Origin of the sequence: Vibrio sp. 1F169, from assembly GCF_041439605.1 — a bacterium.
GTDB classification, from domain to species: Bacteria; Pseudomonadota; Gammaproteobacteria; order Enterobacterales; family Vibrionaceae; genus Vibrio; species Vibrio tasmaniensis_A.
Window position 1 is genome coordinate 35,590 of sequence record NZ_JBGOOI010000032.1, and the last position, 14,865, is coordinate 50,454.

The 14,865-nt window shown below is 44.9% G+C and carries 11 protein-coding genes and 1 pseudogene; 8 read left to right on the forward strand and 4 right to left on the reverse strand.

Going from position 1 to position 14,865, the window contains the following annotated elements:
• Positions 1–3 precede the first annotated feature (3 nt).
• Genes ACED53_RS13600 through ACED53_RS13615 form a run of 4 tightly spaced genes read left to right on the forward strand, consistent with a single transcriptional unit; the run spans position 4 to position 3,602 of the window.
• On the forward strand, positions 4–1,203 hold the full coding sequence (locus tag ACED53_RS13600) for a beta-ketoacyl-[acyl-carrier-protein] synthase family protein (RefSeq protein WP_009848601.1): 1,200 nt from the start codon (positions 4–6) through the stop codon (positions 1,201–1,203).
• The gene (locus ACED53_RS13605; protein WP_009848602.1) at positions 1,196–1,660 is read left to right on the forward strand and encodes a hotdog family protein; all 465 of its coding nucleotides are present in this window, start codon (positions 1,196–1,198) and stop codon (positions 1,658–1,660) included. The genes ACED53_RS13600 and ACED53_RS13605 overlap by 8 nt, the downstream gene beginning before the upstream one ends.
• Positions 1,657–2,382 (forward strand): 3-ketoacyl-ACP reductase FabG2, encoded by a 726-nt coding sequence (locus ACED53_RS13610; RefSeq protein WP_009848603.1) that lies wholly within the window; start codon positions 1,657–1,659, stop codon positions 2,380–2,382. Before ACED53_RS13605 ends, ACED53_RS13610 begins: the two co-directional genes overlap by 4 nt.
• Entirely contained in the window at positions 2,379–3,602 is a 1,224-nt protein-coding gene (locus ACED53_RS13615; protein ID WP_009848604.1) for a beta-ketoacyl-ACP synthase, read from the forward strand. The genes ACED53_RS13610 and ACED53_RS13615 overlap by 4 nt, the downstream gene beginning before the upstream one ends.
• Before the next feature lie 83 nt (positions 3,603–3,685).
• Here the strand turns inward: ACED53_RS13615 and gltX are convergent, their stop codons facing one another.
• Positions 3,686–5,113: a glutamate--tRNA ligase gene (gltX, locus tag ACED53_RS13620; protein ID WP_017099633.1), complete on the reverse strand. Its 1,428-nt coding sequence runs from the start codon at positions 5,111–5,113 to the stop codon at positions 3,686–3,688.
• 288 nt (positions 5,114–5,401) lie between these two features.
• On the opposite strand from gltX, the gene ACED53_RS13625 reads away from it, so the two are divergent.
• Together ACED53_RS13625 and ACED53_RS13630 are read left to right on the forward strand one after the other, a co-directional pair.
• Entirely contained in the window at positions 5,402–8,215 is a 2,814-nt protein-coding gene (locus ACED53_RS13625; RefSeq protein WP_029225324.1) for a heavy metal translocating P-type ATPase, read from the forward strand.
• Positions 8,205–8,645, forward strand: a complete 441-nt coding sequence (locus ACED53_RS13630) for a DUF411 domain-containing protein (RefSeq protein WP_029225323.1) — start codon at positions 8,205–8,207, stop codon at positions 8,643–8,645. The genes ACED53_RS13625 and ACED53_RS13630 overlap by 11 nt, the downstream gene beginning before the upstream one ends.
• A 275-nt stretch (positions 8,646–8,920) precedes the next feature.
• Here the strand turns inward: ACED53_RS13630 and ACED53_RS13635 are convergent, their stop codons facing one another.
• From ACED53_RS13635 to ACED53_RS13645, 3 genes and pseudogenes are all read right to left on the reverse strand, one after another.
• Positions 8,921–9,613 carry an oligogalacturonate-specific porin KdgM family protein gene (locus tag ACED53_RS13635; protein ID WP_010439198.1) on the reverse strand — a complete coding sequence of 231 codons (693 nt, stop codon included), beginning with the start codon at positions 9,611–9,613 and terminating at the stop codon, positions 8,921–8,923.
• A gap of 536 nt (positions 9,614–10,149) precedes the next feature.
• Positions 10,150–10,611 carry a chitobiase/beta-hexosaminidase C-terminal domain-containing protein gene (locus tag ACED53_RS13640; RefSeq protein WP_241816756.1) on the reverse strand — a complete coding sequence of 154 codons (462 nt, stop codon included), beginning with the start codon at positions 10,609–10,611 and terminating at the stop codon, positions 10,150–10,152.
• Positions 10,539–12,716: pseudogene (locus ACED53_RS13645) on the reverse strand (family 20 glycosylhydrolase); the annotation flags it as partial. The pseudogene ACED53_RS13645 and the gene ACED53_RS13640, both read right to left, overlap by 73 nt.
• A gap of 403 nt (positions 12,717–13,119) precedes the next feature.
• Between ACED53_RS13645 and ACED53_RS13650 the strand changes: the two are divergent.
• Entirely contained in the window at positions 13,120–14,007 is an 888-nt protein-coding gene (locus ACED53_RS13650; protein WP_017099630.1) for a TraB/GumN family protein, read from the forward strand.
• 121 nt (positions 14,008–14,128) lie between these two features.
• A complete protein-coding gene (locus tag ACED53_RS13655; protein ID WP_017099139.1) occupies positions 14,129–14,551 on the forward strand; it encodes a hypothetical protein in 423 nt (140 codons plus the stop codon).
• The last annotated feature ends 314 nt before the right edge of the window (positions 14,552–14,865 follow it).

The window sequence follows — 14,865 nt, forward strand, 5'->3', positions numbered from 1 at the left end:
ATTATGCCTATTTATATCCAAGACTGTGGTTTCCACTCCGCATTAGGCTCAAGCGTTGCTGACATTCATGGCTGCCTCAAAGGCGAGCATGAATCAAACATGGTTGAAGTGAGCGACATGCTAAACGACGGTAAGCCGACGGTCGTTGGTAAGGTGGCTGGCGAATTACCAGAAATCCCATCAGAACAAGCGGAATACGCCACTCGCAACAATCAACTGGCGTTATCGGCTGTTAATCAAATCAAAGACTCTATCGAGCAAGCAAAATCACAATTTGGTGCCGATAGAATTGCTGTAGTTATCGGCACAAGCACCTCGGGAATTTCTGATGGTGAAACTGCGTTTAAACACAAACTAGAACATGGCTCTTTCCCCGAAGATTTCCACTATTCAAAACAAGAGCTAAGCAACACCTCTGAGTTTGTTAGCCAACATTGTGCATTAACCGGGCCAAGCTATGCGATATCGACCGCTTGCTCATCAAGTGGCCGTGTATTTGTTACTGCCCAACGTTTGTTAGATTCAGGAATGGCTGATGCTGTGTTGGTTGGAGGTGTCGATACACTATGTAAACTGACGCTCAATGGCTTTCATGGTCTTGAAGCGCTATCAACCACACATTGTAAGCCCTTTAGCGCCTCTCGTGATGGCATCAACATCGGAGAAGCTGCGGCATTTATGTTGCTTAGCAAGACAAAACCAACCGCTACCAATACAACTCAAAGCACTTCGAATATAGCCCTATTAGGCTATGGCGACAGCTCCGACGCACACCATATTTCCGCGCCCCATCCAGAAGGGAACGGTGCAGAACAAGCAATGAGAAAGGCGTTAGATTCTGCACAGTTACGAGCAAAAGACATCGGTTATATTAATGCCCATGGCACCGCAACCCCACTCAATGATTCAATGGAAAGCAAAGCCATCCATCGTATTTTTGCAAACAAGGTTCCCGTCAGTTCAACCAAGCCTCTAACAGGACATACTCTTGGAGCGGCAAGTGCGATAGAGGCTGCAATTGCGTGGCATATTCTAAAATATGACTTACCACTCCCCTTACAAAAATGTCAGTATAAAGCTGAAGATATTGAGATTGATTTGGTAAACTGTTCCCAGAAACTTAAAGTAAAGAACATCTTAAGCAACTCGTTCGCTTTTGGTGGCAACAACATTAGCCTGATTTTTGGTGTAGTAAATGACTGATATCCCTTCTGTAGACCAACTTCTCCCACACGATGATCCGATGATATTAATCGATCGAGCTATCAACGTTGAGGCATTGTCGATTCACTGCCAGGTCGATATTGGCGCGCACAACCTATTCTTTGACGTCGAATCTCAAACGGTCCCAGCTTATGTTGGCATCGAGTTTATGGCGCAGTCTGTTGCAGCTTGGTCTGGATACCATGCGCTGAAAAACGGCACCACTCCTCCAATCGGCTTCTTACTCGGTTCTCGTCGCTACAAGTCACTGTGTGATGAATTTACTCAAGGTCAAATCCTTGATATCTATGCTGAACAACTCATGGAAGACAGTGGCATGGCCGTGTTTACCGCCCGAGTCGAAGACCAAGGCGAGTTAGTGGCTCAATGCCAACTCAACGTCTACGTGCCGACCGAACAAAAATTACAAGAAATGAAAACTAGGAGCCCATCATGACCCGTCAGGTTTTAGTCACTGGTGCCAGTAAAGGCATTGGTAAAGCGATCGCTATTCAACTCGCGAAAGACGGTTTTGAAATCGCCGTTCATTACATGGGTGACAAGCAAGGTGCTGAAGACACGTTAAGGTCGATCACCGGACTGGGTGGCGCTGGACGTCTGATCCAATTTGATATCAGCAATCGCAGCGAATGTCGCGAAACGCTTGAGTCAGATATTGCCGAGCATGGCGCTTACTATGGTGTGGTGAACAATGCGGGCATTACACGCGACACAGCCTTCCCTGCCATGACGGAAGAAGAGTGGGATGGCGTGATTCACACCAACCTCGACAGTTTCTACAATGTACTGCACCCGTGCGTAATGCCAATGGTTCAAAAGCGTAAAGGCGGTCGAATCGTTACTCTGGCTTCTGTATCCGGCATCATGGGAAACCGCGGTCAAACCAACTATGCCGCAGCAAAAGCGGGCGTGATTGGCGCTACTAAGTCACTTGCTCTAGAACTAGCAAAACGCAAGATCACAGTAAACTGTGTGGCTCCGGGTTTAATCGATACTGGCATGGTTGATGAGCATGTAAAAGAGCATGCGCTGCCTCAAGTTCCACTGCGCCGCATGGGTGAACCAGAAGAAGTAGCAGGCCTAGTCAGCTACCTAATGTCGGATATTGCCGGCTACGTAACTCGCCAAGTAATTTCAGTTAATGGAGGCTTAGTATGACCCGCCGCGTTGTTGTAACTGGCATGTCAGGCGTTACCGCTTTTGGCAACGATTGGCAGCACATCGAGCCAAAACTAAAAGCGTGTGAAAATGCGACCCAGTATATGCCAAGCTTTGAGCAGTATGATGGTCTAAACACTAAGCTTGCAGCTCCAATCGATGACTTCCAACTACCTAAGCACTATAAGCGTAAACAAGTACGTGGTATGGGCCGTGTGTCGCGCCTAGCAACCGTTGCTACTGAAAACGCGTTAGAGCAAGCAGGGCTGATTGGCCACGACGTTTTGACTAATGGCGAAACAGGCATTGCCTATGGTTCTTCAACCGGCAGTACTGACGCTGTTGGTGCATTTGGCGTGATGCTTAACGAGAAATCGACACGAGCTATCACCGCAACGACTTACGTTCAGATGATGCCACACACCGCAGCGGTCAACGTCGGGCTATTCTTTGGCTTACGTGGACGTGTGATTCCCACCAGCAGTGCCTGTACTTCAGGTAGCCAAGCGATTGGCTACGCCTATGAAGCGATCAAACACGGTTACCAAACCGTGATGGTTGCCGGTGGTGGTGAAGAGCTATGCCCAACCGAATCTGCCGTTTTTGATACCCTTTTTGCTACCAGTTTAAAAAACGACACGCCAGAAAAATCCCCTAGCCCTTACGACAGTGAGCGCGATGGCCTGGTTATCGGTGAAGGTGCTGGTACGCTTGTTCTTGAAGAGTATGAACATGCGGTTGCTCGCGGTGCAAAGATCTACGCGGAAATCATCGGTTTTGCCAGCAACTGCGATGCCGCCCATGTGACCCAACCTCAAATGGAAACCATGCAAATCTGTATGGAGAAAGCGCTGAAAGATGCACAGCTTCCTGCTGAAAAAATTGGTTACGTTTCGGCGCACGGAACGGCAACAGATAAAGGCGATATTGCAGAAAGTAATGCGACCGCGAACATTTTTGGTGAAGTGCCAATCAGCTCATTGAAAAGCTACTTTGGCCATACGCTTGGTGCGTGTGGTGCGATTGAAGCTTGGTTGAGCCTAGAGATGATGCATTCTGGCTGGTTCAGCCCAACATTGAACCTTGAAAACATCGACGAACGCTGCGGTAAACTCGATTACATCACAGGTTCTGGTCGCGAATTGAATGTTGAGTATGTAATGAGTAATAACTTTGCCTTTGGCGGAATCAACACTTCAATCATCTTCAAGAAAATCTGAGCTTAGCTAGATAAAACTCAAAACAAATAAAAAGGGTCAGTAACCAAGTTACTGACCCTTTTTTCAATCTAGCAAAAGCTCAATTAAGCGTTAGCTTCACGCTCAGCGATGAACTCAAGAGCCATCTTGATGCGAGCGATTACGCGCTCTTTACCAACAAGCTCCATCACTGCATCAACAGAAGGAGACTGGCCGCCACCTGTTACTGCTACGCGAAGTGGCATACCGATTTTACCCATGCCTACCTCTAGCTCTTCACATACTGCTGCAATCACACCATCTTTGATGTTTGTAGTAGTGAAATCTTCAAGCGCTTCAACCTTAGCAAGAGCAAGCTCTAATGGGCCTTTAGCAACACCACGTAGGTGCTTCTTCGCTGCGCCAGCTTCAAACTCAGAGAAATCTTCGTAGAAGTAACGAGACTGTTCAGCAAGTTCGATAAGCGTATTACAACGCTCGCCAACTAGCGTGATCACTTCAGTGATAGCCGGGCCATTTGTTGTGTCGATCTTTTGTGCATCTAGGTGCCATTGCAGGTATTTAGCAACGTACTCAGGCTCAGAAGTCTTGATGTAGTGGTTGTTCAACCAAAGTAGCTTATCAGTGTTGAATGCAGAAGCAGACTTGCTGATTGCGTTCAGGCTGAAGAATTCAATCATCTCTTCTTGAGAGAAGATCTCTTGGTCACCGTGAGACCAACCTAAACGAACTAGGTAGTTGTTTAGTGCATTTGGTAGGTAACCTTCGTCGCGGTATTGCATTACAGAAACAGCACCGTGACGCTTAGAAAGTTTCGCACCGTCATCACCAAGAATCATTGCACAGTGAGCGAAAGTTGGAACTGGCGCGCCTAGTGCTTCATAGATGTTGATTTGACGAGGTGTGTTGTTGATGTGGTCTTCACCACGTACAACGTGTGTAATTCCCATGTCCCAGTCATCCACTACAACAACGAAGTTGTATGTTGGTGCACCGTCTGTACGACGAATGATTAGGTCATCAAGTTGGCTGTTAGAGATTTCGATGCGACCACGGATTTGGTCATCAAAGACTACACTGCCTTCTTTAGGGTTACGGAAACGGATAACGCATGCATCACCTTCTTTTGCTGCTTCGTTTGCTGCAACAATTTTAGGGTGGTTCGCATCGTAACGAGCCATTTCTTTGTTTTCTTCTTGCTCTGCACGAATTTCGTCAAGCAGCTCTTTAGACGCATAGCATTTGAAAGCTTTGTCTTCAGCAAGTAGCTTATCAACCATTTCGTTGTAACGGTCAAAACGCTTAGATTGGTAGTAAGGACCTTCATCCCATTCCATACCCATCCATTGCATGCCTTCTAGAATTGCATCAACCGCTTCTTGAGAGTTACGCTCAAGGTCCGTGTCTTCGATACGTAGAACGAATTCACCACCTTGGTTCTTAGCGAATAGCCAAGAGTAAAGTGCAGTACGTGCACCACCAACGTGAAGATAGCCAGTTGGGCTAGGAGCAAAACGAGTTTTAACCGTCATTTAAATACCTTGATTATGTAGGTGATTCTTTTAGTGATTGCCATTACAAAGCCTGCAACAGAAAAATATCACTAAATTTTGGGCGCTATTTTATCACCACCGCTTAAATCTACAATCAGTAGTGAATGATTAATGCGCTGATCTTGTACGAAAGCTATCGTAGAAGGAGAAAACCAATAGCTCAAGCACATGTCAAATGCTCTAAAACGACAAATTCTCGCCACGCTCGCGATAAACCTCATCTATTCCATCACTCAATATTCCAGCAAATATCAAATTCTTGAATTTATGTTTGACCTTACCCTTACGGGAAGGTTTATGTTAGGGCTAGATGAAAATTGGAGTATCGATATGAACCATTACACAGCTGTGCTCAACGGCCTAAATTGCATGGGGTGTGCGAAGAAAGTTCGCACACTGTTTGATGATCTCGACAATACGACGATCAATGATATATCGCCGACGTACATCGATATTTCGACGCCTTTTAGTTATGTTGAACTCAACGAACAGTTAGCAACTCTTGGTTATTCCATGGGTAATTCGCTGCATCTTTCATTATCAGGGCTCAGCTGTGGTAAGTGCGTGAACAAACTGACTCAAGCGCTTCAACAAACCGAGCAAGCCTCAAATCTAGAAGTCACCAAAGATGAATTGTCGTTGGTTACTCTACTTGAAGAATCAGAACTTATTGAGCTGGTTGAAAGTGTGGGTTATCACGCAGCTCCCTACTCTGCAGCCAATAACCTTTTATCTAGTTCAGATTCAAAAAACGAACAAGCAGATAAAAAGATTGAAGATACTGAAAATAAAACCACAGCTAGCCAATATACCTATCACCTTGTTCTTGAAGGTATGACATGTGCGAGTTGTGTTTCTTCGGTAGAGAAGGCACTGAAAAAGAATGAGTTTGTCGACCAAGCGCAGATCAACCTCGCTGAACAGACAGCCTTGGTTTTCACCTCTCAAACAAGAGACATCATTGAAAACGCTCTAATAGAATCGGTGAAAGCTGCTGGTTATGGCGCTGAGTTTGTCGACGATGCAGCGACTCAACAGCAAAAACAACAAGAACAGCAACTTCGTACTCAACAAGCCTTCCTTAGAAACTCAGTAAGTGCATTGGTGATCGGTGCTCCGCTGATGGCATGGGGCGTGTTCGGTGGCAGCATGACCATTGCTACATTTAACGATCAACTGGCTTGGGGCTTGGTTGGTGTCGTTTGTTTGATACTGCTTGCAACCTCAGGTCGTAGCTTCTTCACGAATGCTTGGCAGTCGCTTATGCATAAGCGTGCGACCATGGATACCTTAGTCGCTCTAGGTACGGGCGCAGCATGGTTCTATTCAATGCTGGTTGTGCTGATTCCATCATGGTTCCCAGAACCATCGCGCCATGTCTACTTCGAAGCCAGTGCGATGATTGTCGGCCTGATCTCTTTGGGGCACTACATTGAAGCCAAAGCCAAAGCGCGTACCACTAAATCTTTGCAGGCTCTGATTAATTTACAGCCTCAAAAAGCGGTAGTTATCGTCGATGGCAAAGAACAAGCCATCGCAGTAGAAGCCATTCAGGTAGGCATGCAAATACGAGTAAAACCCGGTGAGAAAGTCCCAGTTGATGGCGTTGTAGTCTCAGGTGAATCTTATATCGATGAGTCGATGCTGACCGGTGAACCACTGCCCAACGTCAAAACAATAAATGATGGCGTTTCTGCGGGCACTATTAATGGGGATGGTAGTTTAATTATTGAAGCGACTGGGATTGGCTCAAGCACCATGTTGGCTAGAATCATTCAGATGGTTCGCCAAGCACAAAGCAGCAAGCCTGCGATTGCGAAGCTTGCCGACTCTATCTCTGCCGTTTTCGTTCCGGTTGTGGTCGCAATCGCAGCTGCCGCCGCCCTAATTTGGTTTTTTGTAGGTCCACAACCAAGCGCCAGTTACATGTTAGTGGTATCAACCACAGTGCTGATCATCGCTTGTCCATGTGCATTAGGTCTCGCGACACCGCTTTCGATTACTGTTGGCGTAGGTAAAGCGGCTGAGTTTGGCGTTCTTATTAAAGATGCGGATGTATTACAGTCTGCCAGCAAGATCGATGCTGTTGTGTTTGACAAAACCGGGACATTGACCCAAGGCAAACCAACCGTTCAACAGGCCTTTTACGCTAATCTAACGGAGCAAGAATTACTGGCTTACGCTTATTCAGTAGAAGTGGGATCTGAGCACCCGCTTGCCAAAGCCGTTTGCCAATATGCAGAGAGCTTGAAAGTTTCAGTACTCCCACACAGCGAATTTGAAAACCAACGAGGGCTTGGGGTTCAAGCAACAATTAACGGCAAAAACGTGCAAGTTGGCTCGCTTAAGTACCTTACCCAATTAGGTATCAATACAGAGATTGGCGCGGATTTCATCGAGCTTTGCCGCTCGCAAGCGTGGACGCCTATTTTCATTGTGATTGACCAAAAACTGGAAGGAATATTAGGCATTTCAGACGCGTTAAAAATAGATAGCAAACAGGCGATAGCTCAACTAAAATCCGCCGGAATTCACACTGTGCTATTAACGGGCGACAACGACTCTGTGGCTCAAGCGATAGGTAAAAACGTCGGTATCGACGAAGTGATTTCAGAAGTGCTTCCGGAGCAGAAAGCTCAACACATTGTTCAGCTGCAACAGCAATATAAGAGTGTTGCCATGGTCGGAGACGGTATTAACGATGCACCCGCTCTTGCTCAAGCGGATATAGGAATCGCAATGGGCAGTGGCAGTGATGTCGCGATTGAAAGTGCGCAAATGACACTACTCAACTCATCGCCATTATCAGTAAGCAACGCGATCGAGCTATCTCAAGCGACCGTGAGAAATATGAAGCAAAACCTATTTGGTGCCTTCATCTACAACTCGCTTGGTATTCCTATCGCAGCCGGTGTGCTTTACCCATTTTTCGGATTTCTGCTTAGTCCAGTAGTTGCAGGGGCAGCGATGGCGATGTCGTCAATTACGGTAGTAAGCAATGCCAACAGGCTGAGATTGTTCAAACCAACTCATTCTAATATTAATAAAAACCATATTCATGAGGTTAACCATGATTCGTAAAATTATGACTCTTACTGCACTCGCTGCAATCTCAGGACAGGCTTTGGCTACTGATGTGCTAAACCATAAATCTCCATATTGCGGCTGCTGCACTGAATGGACGGAGCATATGCGTGATTCCGGGTTCGATGTAACAGAGAAGCTCCACGATGATATGAACCCTATCAAGCAAAAGTTAGGCGTAACACAAGAGCTGGCTTCTTGCCACACCGCAGAGATCGACGGTTACGTATTTGAAGGACACATTCCAGCAGAGGACGTGAAAGCCTTTTTAGAAAACCCACCACGCAATGCGATTGGCTTGGCGGTTCCAGGCATGCCAATGGGCTCGCCGGGCATGGAGTATGGCGATAAGAAAGACGAGTACTCTGTGTACGCGTTTAATGATAAAGGTCAGGTGTTTGAATACCGTCACTACAAAGGAAACTAACTATCTTGTTATTTGACGCTTGTTAGTACTAAATACTTCAGCGCCTAAAACGAAAAATAGAGCCTAGCATTCAGTAAACCCAAGACTGTGGTTTACTTACTAGGCTCTTTGCTTTTGGACAGTAAAGCAAATCTTGTCGCGGCACCAACCGGGTTGTTAGTACCGCTATGTTCCCTTCGCTAATTTAGCTAAGAAGTTATTCAACAACAAAGCTATTTAACAAAGAAGTTCACTCGGCTAATAATCTAATCGACTAAGCAACCAAGCGAATCAGCTTAGAAGCCGTAAGAAGCACCGAATACGAATGCGTTGTTCTGCTTAGAGTCACCGTTGGCGAAATCTACACCGTTAGCTTGGCTACGGAACTCAAAGTAAGGTTGAACGCCTTGACGAGTCCATGTTGCACGTAACTCGTGGTCCATCGCTTCAGCGTCAATCATGTATACGTTGTTGTAGCTAAGCGCTAGGTCAGCATTCACTGTGTAAGCAATGCGGTTATCCATGCGGTAGTCTGTGTCAGCATCAGCAGAAGTATCATCGATGTGTGCACGAGTACGGTTACTAATAGAGATACCGTTATCGAAGTTGTAACCAATCTTAACTAGTGGACGGAACTGAATGCTCTCACCCGCAGAGAATAGGTGTTGGTAACCAGCAGCAACCCATAGGTTGTCAGTAATGTTGAAAGATTGCTCACCACCGACAGTGATGCCAGGAGTAGTATTACCTGCACCGCCATTTTCAGATTCAAGTTTACCCAGTTGGATGCCATCAAACTCAGAGTAAACCGTGAAGCCGCCTAAAGAGTTGTCAAACGTGTGACCGGCTTCTAGCGTAGAAGTCATATCAGAACCGTGGATACGACCGTCATCGTGAATTTGGATGTTACCTGTTACGTAAGAAGAACCAGCAAAAGCACTAGAAGCGAAAGCAAGAGAAAGAGCACTTAGAGCGATAATTTTTTTCATAGTAAACTGCCTTAGTTTGATTTTTTCAGCGGCATATCTTCGGTACATCATTCACCTTCACCGCTTGAGTAGTTGGTCGCCTCCCTGGCATGAAATCTATGTTGCTCGAATTAATTTACGTTTCAAAATAAAAGGGCAAGCAGAGTGATCTCTCTCACCATCAAAAAAGGGAAAGTTATTTAACTTAAATAAATCAATAACTTAAAAACATAAAAATAGATAAAAAAAGAAACCCAATAATCAAAACGGATCAAGATCACGTTATTTCACGGCATAAAATTAGATTCAGTTGTTTCAATCACACCTGATTTATAGTTTTTTATGGCGGACTTATTTTTTGAAGAGAAGAATGAGAAGTGCGTCACTTTTGCGATGAAGCTCACCTTATGTGCATTGTTGACGTTATAAACAAAGGTTATTTCTATATGTTTCAGTTTAACGAATGTACCGAACTTAGTTTGGACGAAAAAAAAGCTCCCACTTTTATCTGAGTAAGATAATAGTTAGGGAGCTCATCTATTAATGTTGCTTATCGATTATTTCACCGAAGTCACTCGACTTACTTTCTCGCCACTTTCAGAGATAGAGCGGATGTAAGTTTCGCCTGAAACCGAAGGACGTTGTTGCTCATCGTACGTTAACCAGTTTTCACCATCCGCTGAGTATTGAAGCTCTACGCCAGGGAATTGAACGTTCATCGCTAGCTTGCCATCAATAACTTTTGCCCCCGGAACTGGTAGTCGGTAATCAATACCCGCTTTCTCAAGCTTAGCCAGTTCACGTTGACCAACAATATTCGCGAAGCGATTAAAGTCGTTGTTTAAAGACTGCTTATTTACTAGGTCGGTATCTTGAGAGTATTCAACGCCCACTTTGTAGTCGTTTTCCCAATCAGCTCTGTGCCATGCGCGCTCTGCTGCTGCAAGTACGCGAGGGAACACCATGTATTCATACTGCTCGTCGGTACGTACTGTTTCAGACCAAAGCTGTGCAGACAAGCCGTAGAAAGGTTTTGCTTCAATCTCGCCTTTACCAGTGAAGCCATTGCCCAGTAGTAACCGCGCTCTGCTGCGTCAACTTCGTATGGCATATCCATGTATACGTAATCTGGGTTAGAGACAATCACGTCATAACCTTTCGCTGACCAGTCGTACACTGATGAAGTGCCGCCCCAGTAAAGAACGTCCCAGAAGTTAACGCGAGTAGTTTCAGTAGCGAAGCCAGATTCACCCTCTTCCACATACTTCAAGCCATCTTGCCAAGCTTGGAAGTGAGGAATGCCTTTGTCTGCAACAATTTTTGATACTTCTTTTGCAAAGTAGCCAGGCAGGTGACCAAAATCACTCACTGAACCATCAGCAATCAAAGACTGACATTGTGGAGACTGTTGGAATGGCTTGTCTTGCTTGTCTAGCTCAATGTTACCTTTCCATGCCACTTTGTCTTGAGCATCAACATCTTGAAAGCCTGCGCCTAGCTTGATGTTTTTCGCTTCATCACCACCAAAGTGCCAAGTCGTTAGCGGCATACCCGCTTCATTGTGCATTGCTGCAATTTCAGTAATCACTTTATCAACAAAGCGAGTCGATGATTCCATACATGGGTTGATGAAGCTGTGCTTATCGTAGAACTGAATAGTCGTCACGTTTGAAGTATCTTGTGGATCCATCAAGCGATATTCACTTGCTTCAGCTTCTTTGCCTTCCGCCATTAGGCGAGTGTAACGCGCTTCCATTGATACCACAGCAGAACGAGCGTGTGCTGGCATATCAATTTCTGGAATTACTTCGATGCTGCGCGCTTTTGCGTAGCTTAAGATCTCGACGTAATCCGCTTTACTAAAGAAACCAGAGCCAAAGTTGTCTGTTGTTGGACCTGAACCTAGCTGAGGCAGTAAACAGCTTTGCTCTTCCAAATCAAAACAACGATTAGACCCTACATCCGTTAGCTCTGGTAAACCTGGGATTTCTAAACGCCAACCTTCATCATCAGTTAAGTGAAGGTGAAGTTTATTCATCTTGTATGCAGCCATTTGATCTAGCGTCGCTAGGATGGCATCTTTTGAGTGAAAGTTTCGAGCAACATCCACCATCACACCACGGTAATCAAAGCGTGGTGCATCTTTGATCGACAGTTGTGGTAGTGATTCAGCGTTCTGACTGTCTATTAGGCCAAAAATAGACTGAACTGCGTAGAAAGCACCTGTTTTATCAAACGCTTTAATCGCAATCCCCTCTTCCGAGATGCTTAGTTCATAAGCGCCAGATTTTGCTAAATCACCCGTAAACTGAGTAGGAACAACGGCAACACTAACAGGTAGGTCGCCACTCACATCTACGTTTACCACATCTGCACGTTCTTCAATTGCAGCGAACTGCTCAGCATCGAATGCCTCTTTCGGTAATGCAATACCACCAGCAATGCTCACTGAACCTTCACCCGCTTCTACCGACATTGGGGTTGGTAAAAGCGTTGTTGAAACGTCTTGCGTTGCTAGATCCGCATTCTTTTCGAAACGCGTAACAGCAGTCGCCATGACATTGTTGTCATCAGGTGTACGCTTAAGGTTGTTTCCTTCCAAACCTGTTACGAACGACGCGACATCTTCAGTATTCAATGAAGCAATCATCTTAGGTTCTGCGTTTGGCGCAGTTACGAATGCACCCGGCATAAAGTCAGTTTCAAACAGTTGCCAGTACTCACTCGTTAACGGAAGAATCACTTCTTCACCAGCGGCAAAACCATCGAACTTATCTGTTGGTTCTAGTTTGTGTAGGTCACCCGTTACACGAGTGATTTTAAATTGTTCGTTATCAACATCTAAAATAAGGCGAATACTATGGAAGTAGATAGTCCAATCTTTCGAATCAATCGCTTCACCGTCATTGGTCAGGGTCATGTTCACTTTATTACATGACGCCCACTCAGCACCTAGGTCCTGACAAGCCATGCCTTCATTCGCACCGTGATTGGTTAGAATTTCATATTGCACATCAAGGTTATCAGCCAGTGCATTAACCACCTGTTGCTCAGGTGCTTGCGTTACAGCACAACCCGTCAAACCAGCCAGTACCGCTACAGATAGTAAGTTTCTCTTCAACATCGTATTCACCCATAAATTTAAAATTGAGTCAGAAGCAAAGTGGAGCGCTTCGAAAGTTAGATAAACTATATGGGCTTATTTTTTACCGTGAATTAAATCAAGTTAATAAAGTGATCAGCTTCAAATCTCAAAAATATTGATAAAATTAACCTGTTTTAAATCATAAAGTTACCAACATCGACAGTTCCGTCAGTTTTATTTTGACGTAATATTTGAGAATTGAATCACAATCTTTTTAAAGGATTTCATAAAATCGTGTTGTTGATAGGGAGAAAGGTTTAAGAGTTTGTTCGTGTTGTTATACTTTTCGTACAAACAACGTGACATTGTTCTCAAAAAAACCGTTAAAAAACGCCGTCAAAATCAATTTTAACGAGTTCATATCTTTTAATAGGAGCTTTCCTTGCGCACATTTTGGTACGTAACTTTATTCGTTCTCGCATTTTCAGCCAAACATGCTGTGGCCGAGCCTCTTTATTGGCAAGCCAAAAAGGATGATCTGACGCTTACTATCTTAGGTTCTGTGCACGTTGGGGATGAGAGTATGTACCCACTTCCTTCGGCAATCACCGACGCGCTAAAAAACAGTGATGGCTTAGTTATCGAAACGGATATCAGAAAGTCTGATGACGTTGTATATCCCCGCAACAAATTCACTACAGCCGATGTACTCAATGAAGAACAGCTGCGATTATTAACCGACATCTCAAAATCATTGGACATGCCGACGCAACAACTGCTTAGCTCACCGCCTTGGGCGACATCTCTTTCTATACAGATGCAGCAGTTAAAAAAACTCGGTTATGGCTCCGCCGGCGGCGTTGATGCGACGCTAGCTTACAAAGCGACTATCCAAGATGTTCCCGTTATCAGCTTAGAGCCGCTTCAATTCCAAATAGACCTGATGACAAAACAAAAGGACGACGGTAAGGAGTGGTTAGTCAGTAGCCTTGAAGAGTTTGACCAAACTGATCGTGTGGTTCATTGCTTAATCGAAAGCTGGAAAGCGGGTGATTTAGCGAAGCTAGAAGCTTTCGCAGAGCTGTCTGAGATGTCACCTGAACTAGAGAAAGCATTTTTAACCGATCGCAATATAGACTGGGCAAACAAACTATCCGCCAATAATTGGAAACTTGACTCGAAAGAGAGCTACTTAATTGTGGTTGGCGCCTTGCACCTAATAGGAGAAGGTAACTTATTGCAGTTGTTAGAAGAGAAAGGTTTCAATGTCACTCAACAATCACAAAGCCAACAGGCCCGGTGTCAATTTGAGACTAGTGACGACAACTAACTAAATTCGATACCATGACCTTCTCATAATATAACCATTACTTAATAACTGAATCATTACACTTAATCGCACCATAACGGTGTTATTATCTTTCGCTCTTTTTATATACGGTGTTGTTCTCATGAAACTAGTACTCTTTGCTTTACCTTTAGCCCTAGCGATCCTCACGCCTACGGTAGTGACGGCTAAAGAAACTTGTACCATCGAACAGTTTCAGGCGATAGACATTCAACCGGATACAAAAGGCGGTGTGTTAGATAAAGAAAGCGGCCAGTTTCTGATCACTGAGAAGCCACCGATGCGCTGTGCCAATATTACGTTCATTACATCGACGACACGCAACCGTATCGCGAGCCAAATGAATAGAAAATTTGAAGCGAGCTTTTACGATGGCCAAACGAGTAACTCTCACTCGGTGACGTTTAACGAAGATGAAATACAGGCGGGTTACATTCGAATTGGTCGAAATAACCCTGTTGAAGCGTATGTTTGCTTTGTTACTTCAGAGACGCCAATCAAGAACATCACGTGTGATGTGAAGTAAACAGATTTTCGGCTGGCTTATTGAGTCAATCCTTTCTCTATACGGGATGTTTAGAACAACGAGAGATTCCCGACTCGCTCCTTCGTCACTCTAGGGAATGACGCATATACCAAAATGCAAAAAAGCCGTAGCCCCCTCTATTACGAGAGTGCTACGGCTTTCTTCAATGTGGCAGTGAAGATCTTATTTTGAACATCAGGCGAACCCCACCTTGGTTCTGATCCTATTTCCTATGATCTAAAACGAAAAAAGCCTGCTCAATGAGCCAACACCTATCATTTAAGGTGTTTAGATCGCACAGTGTAGCGAGTCTT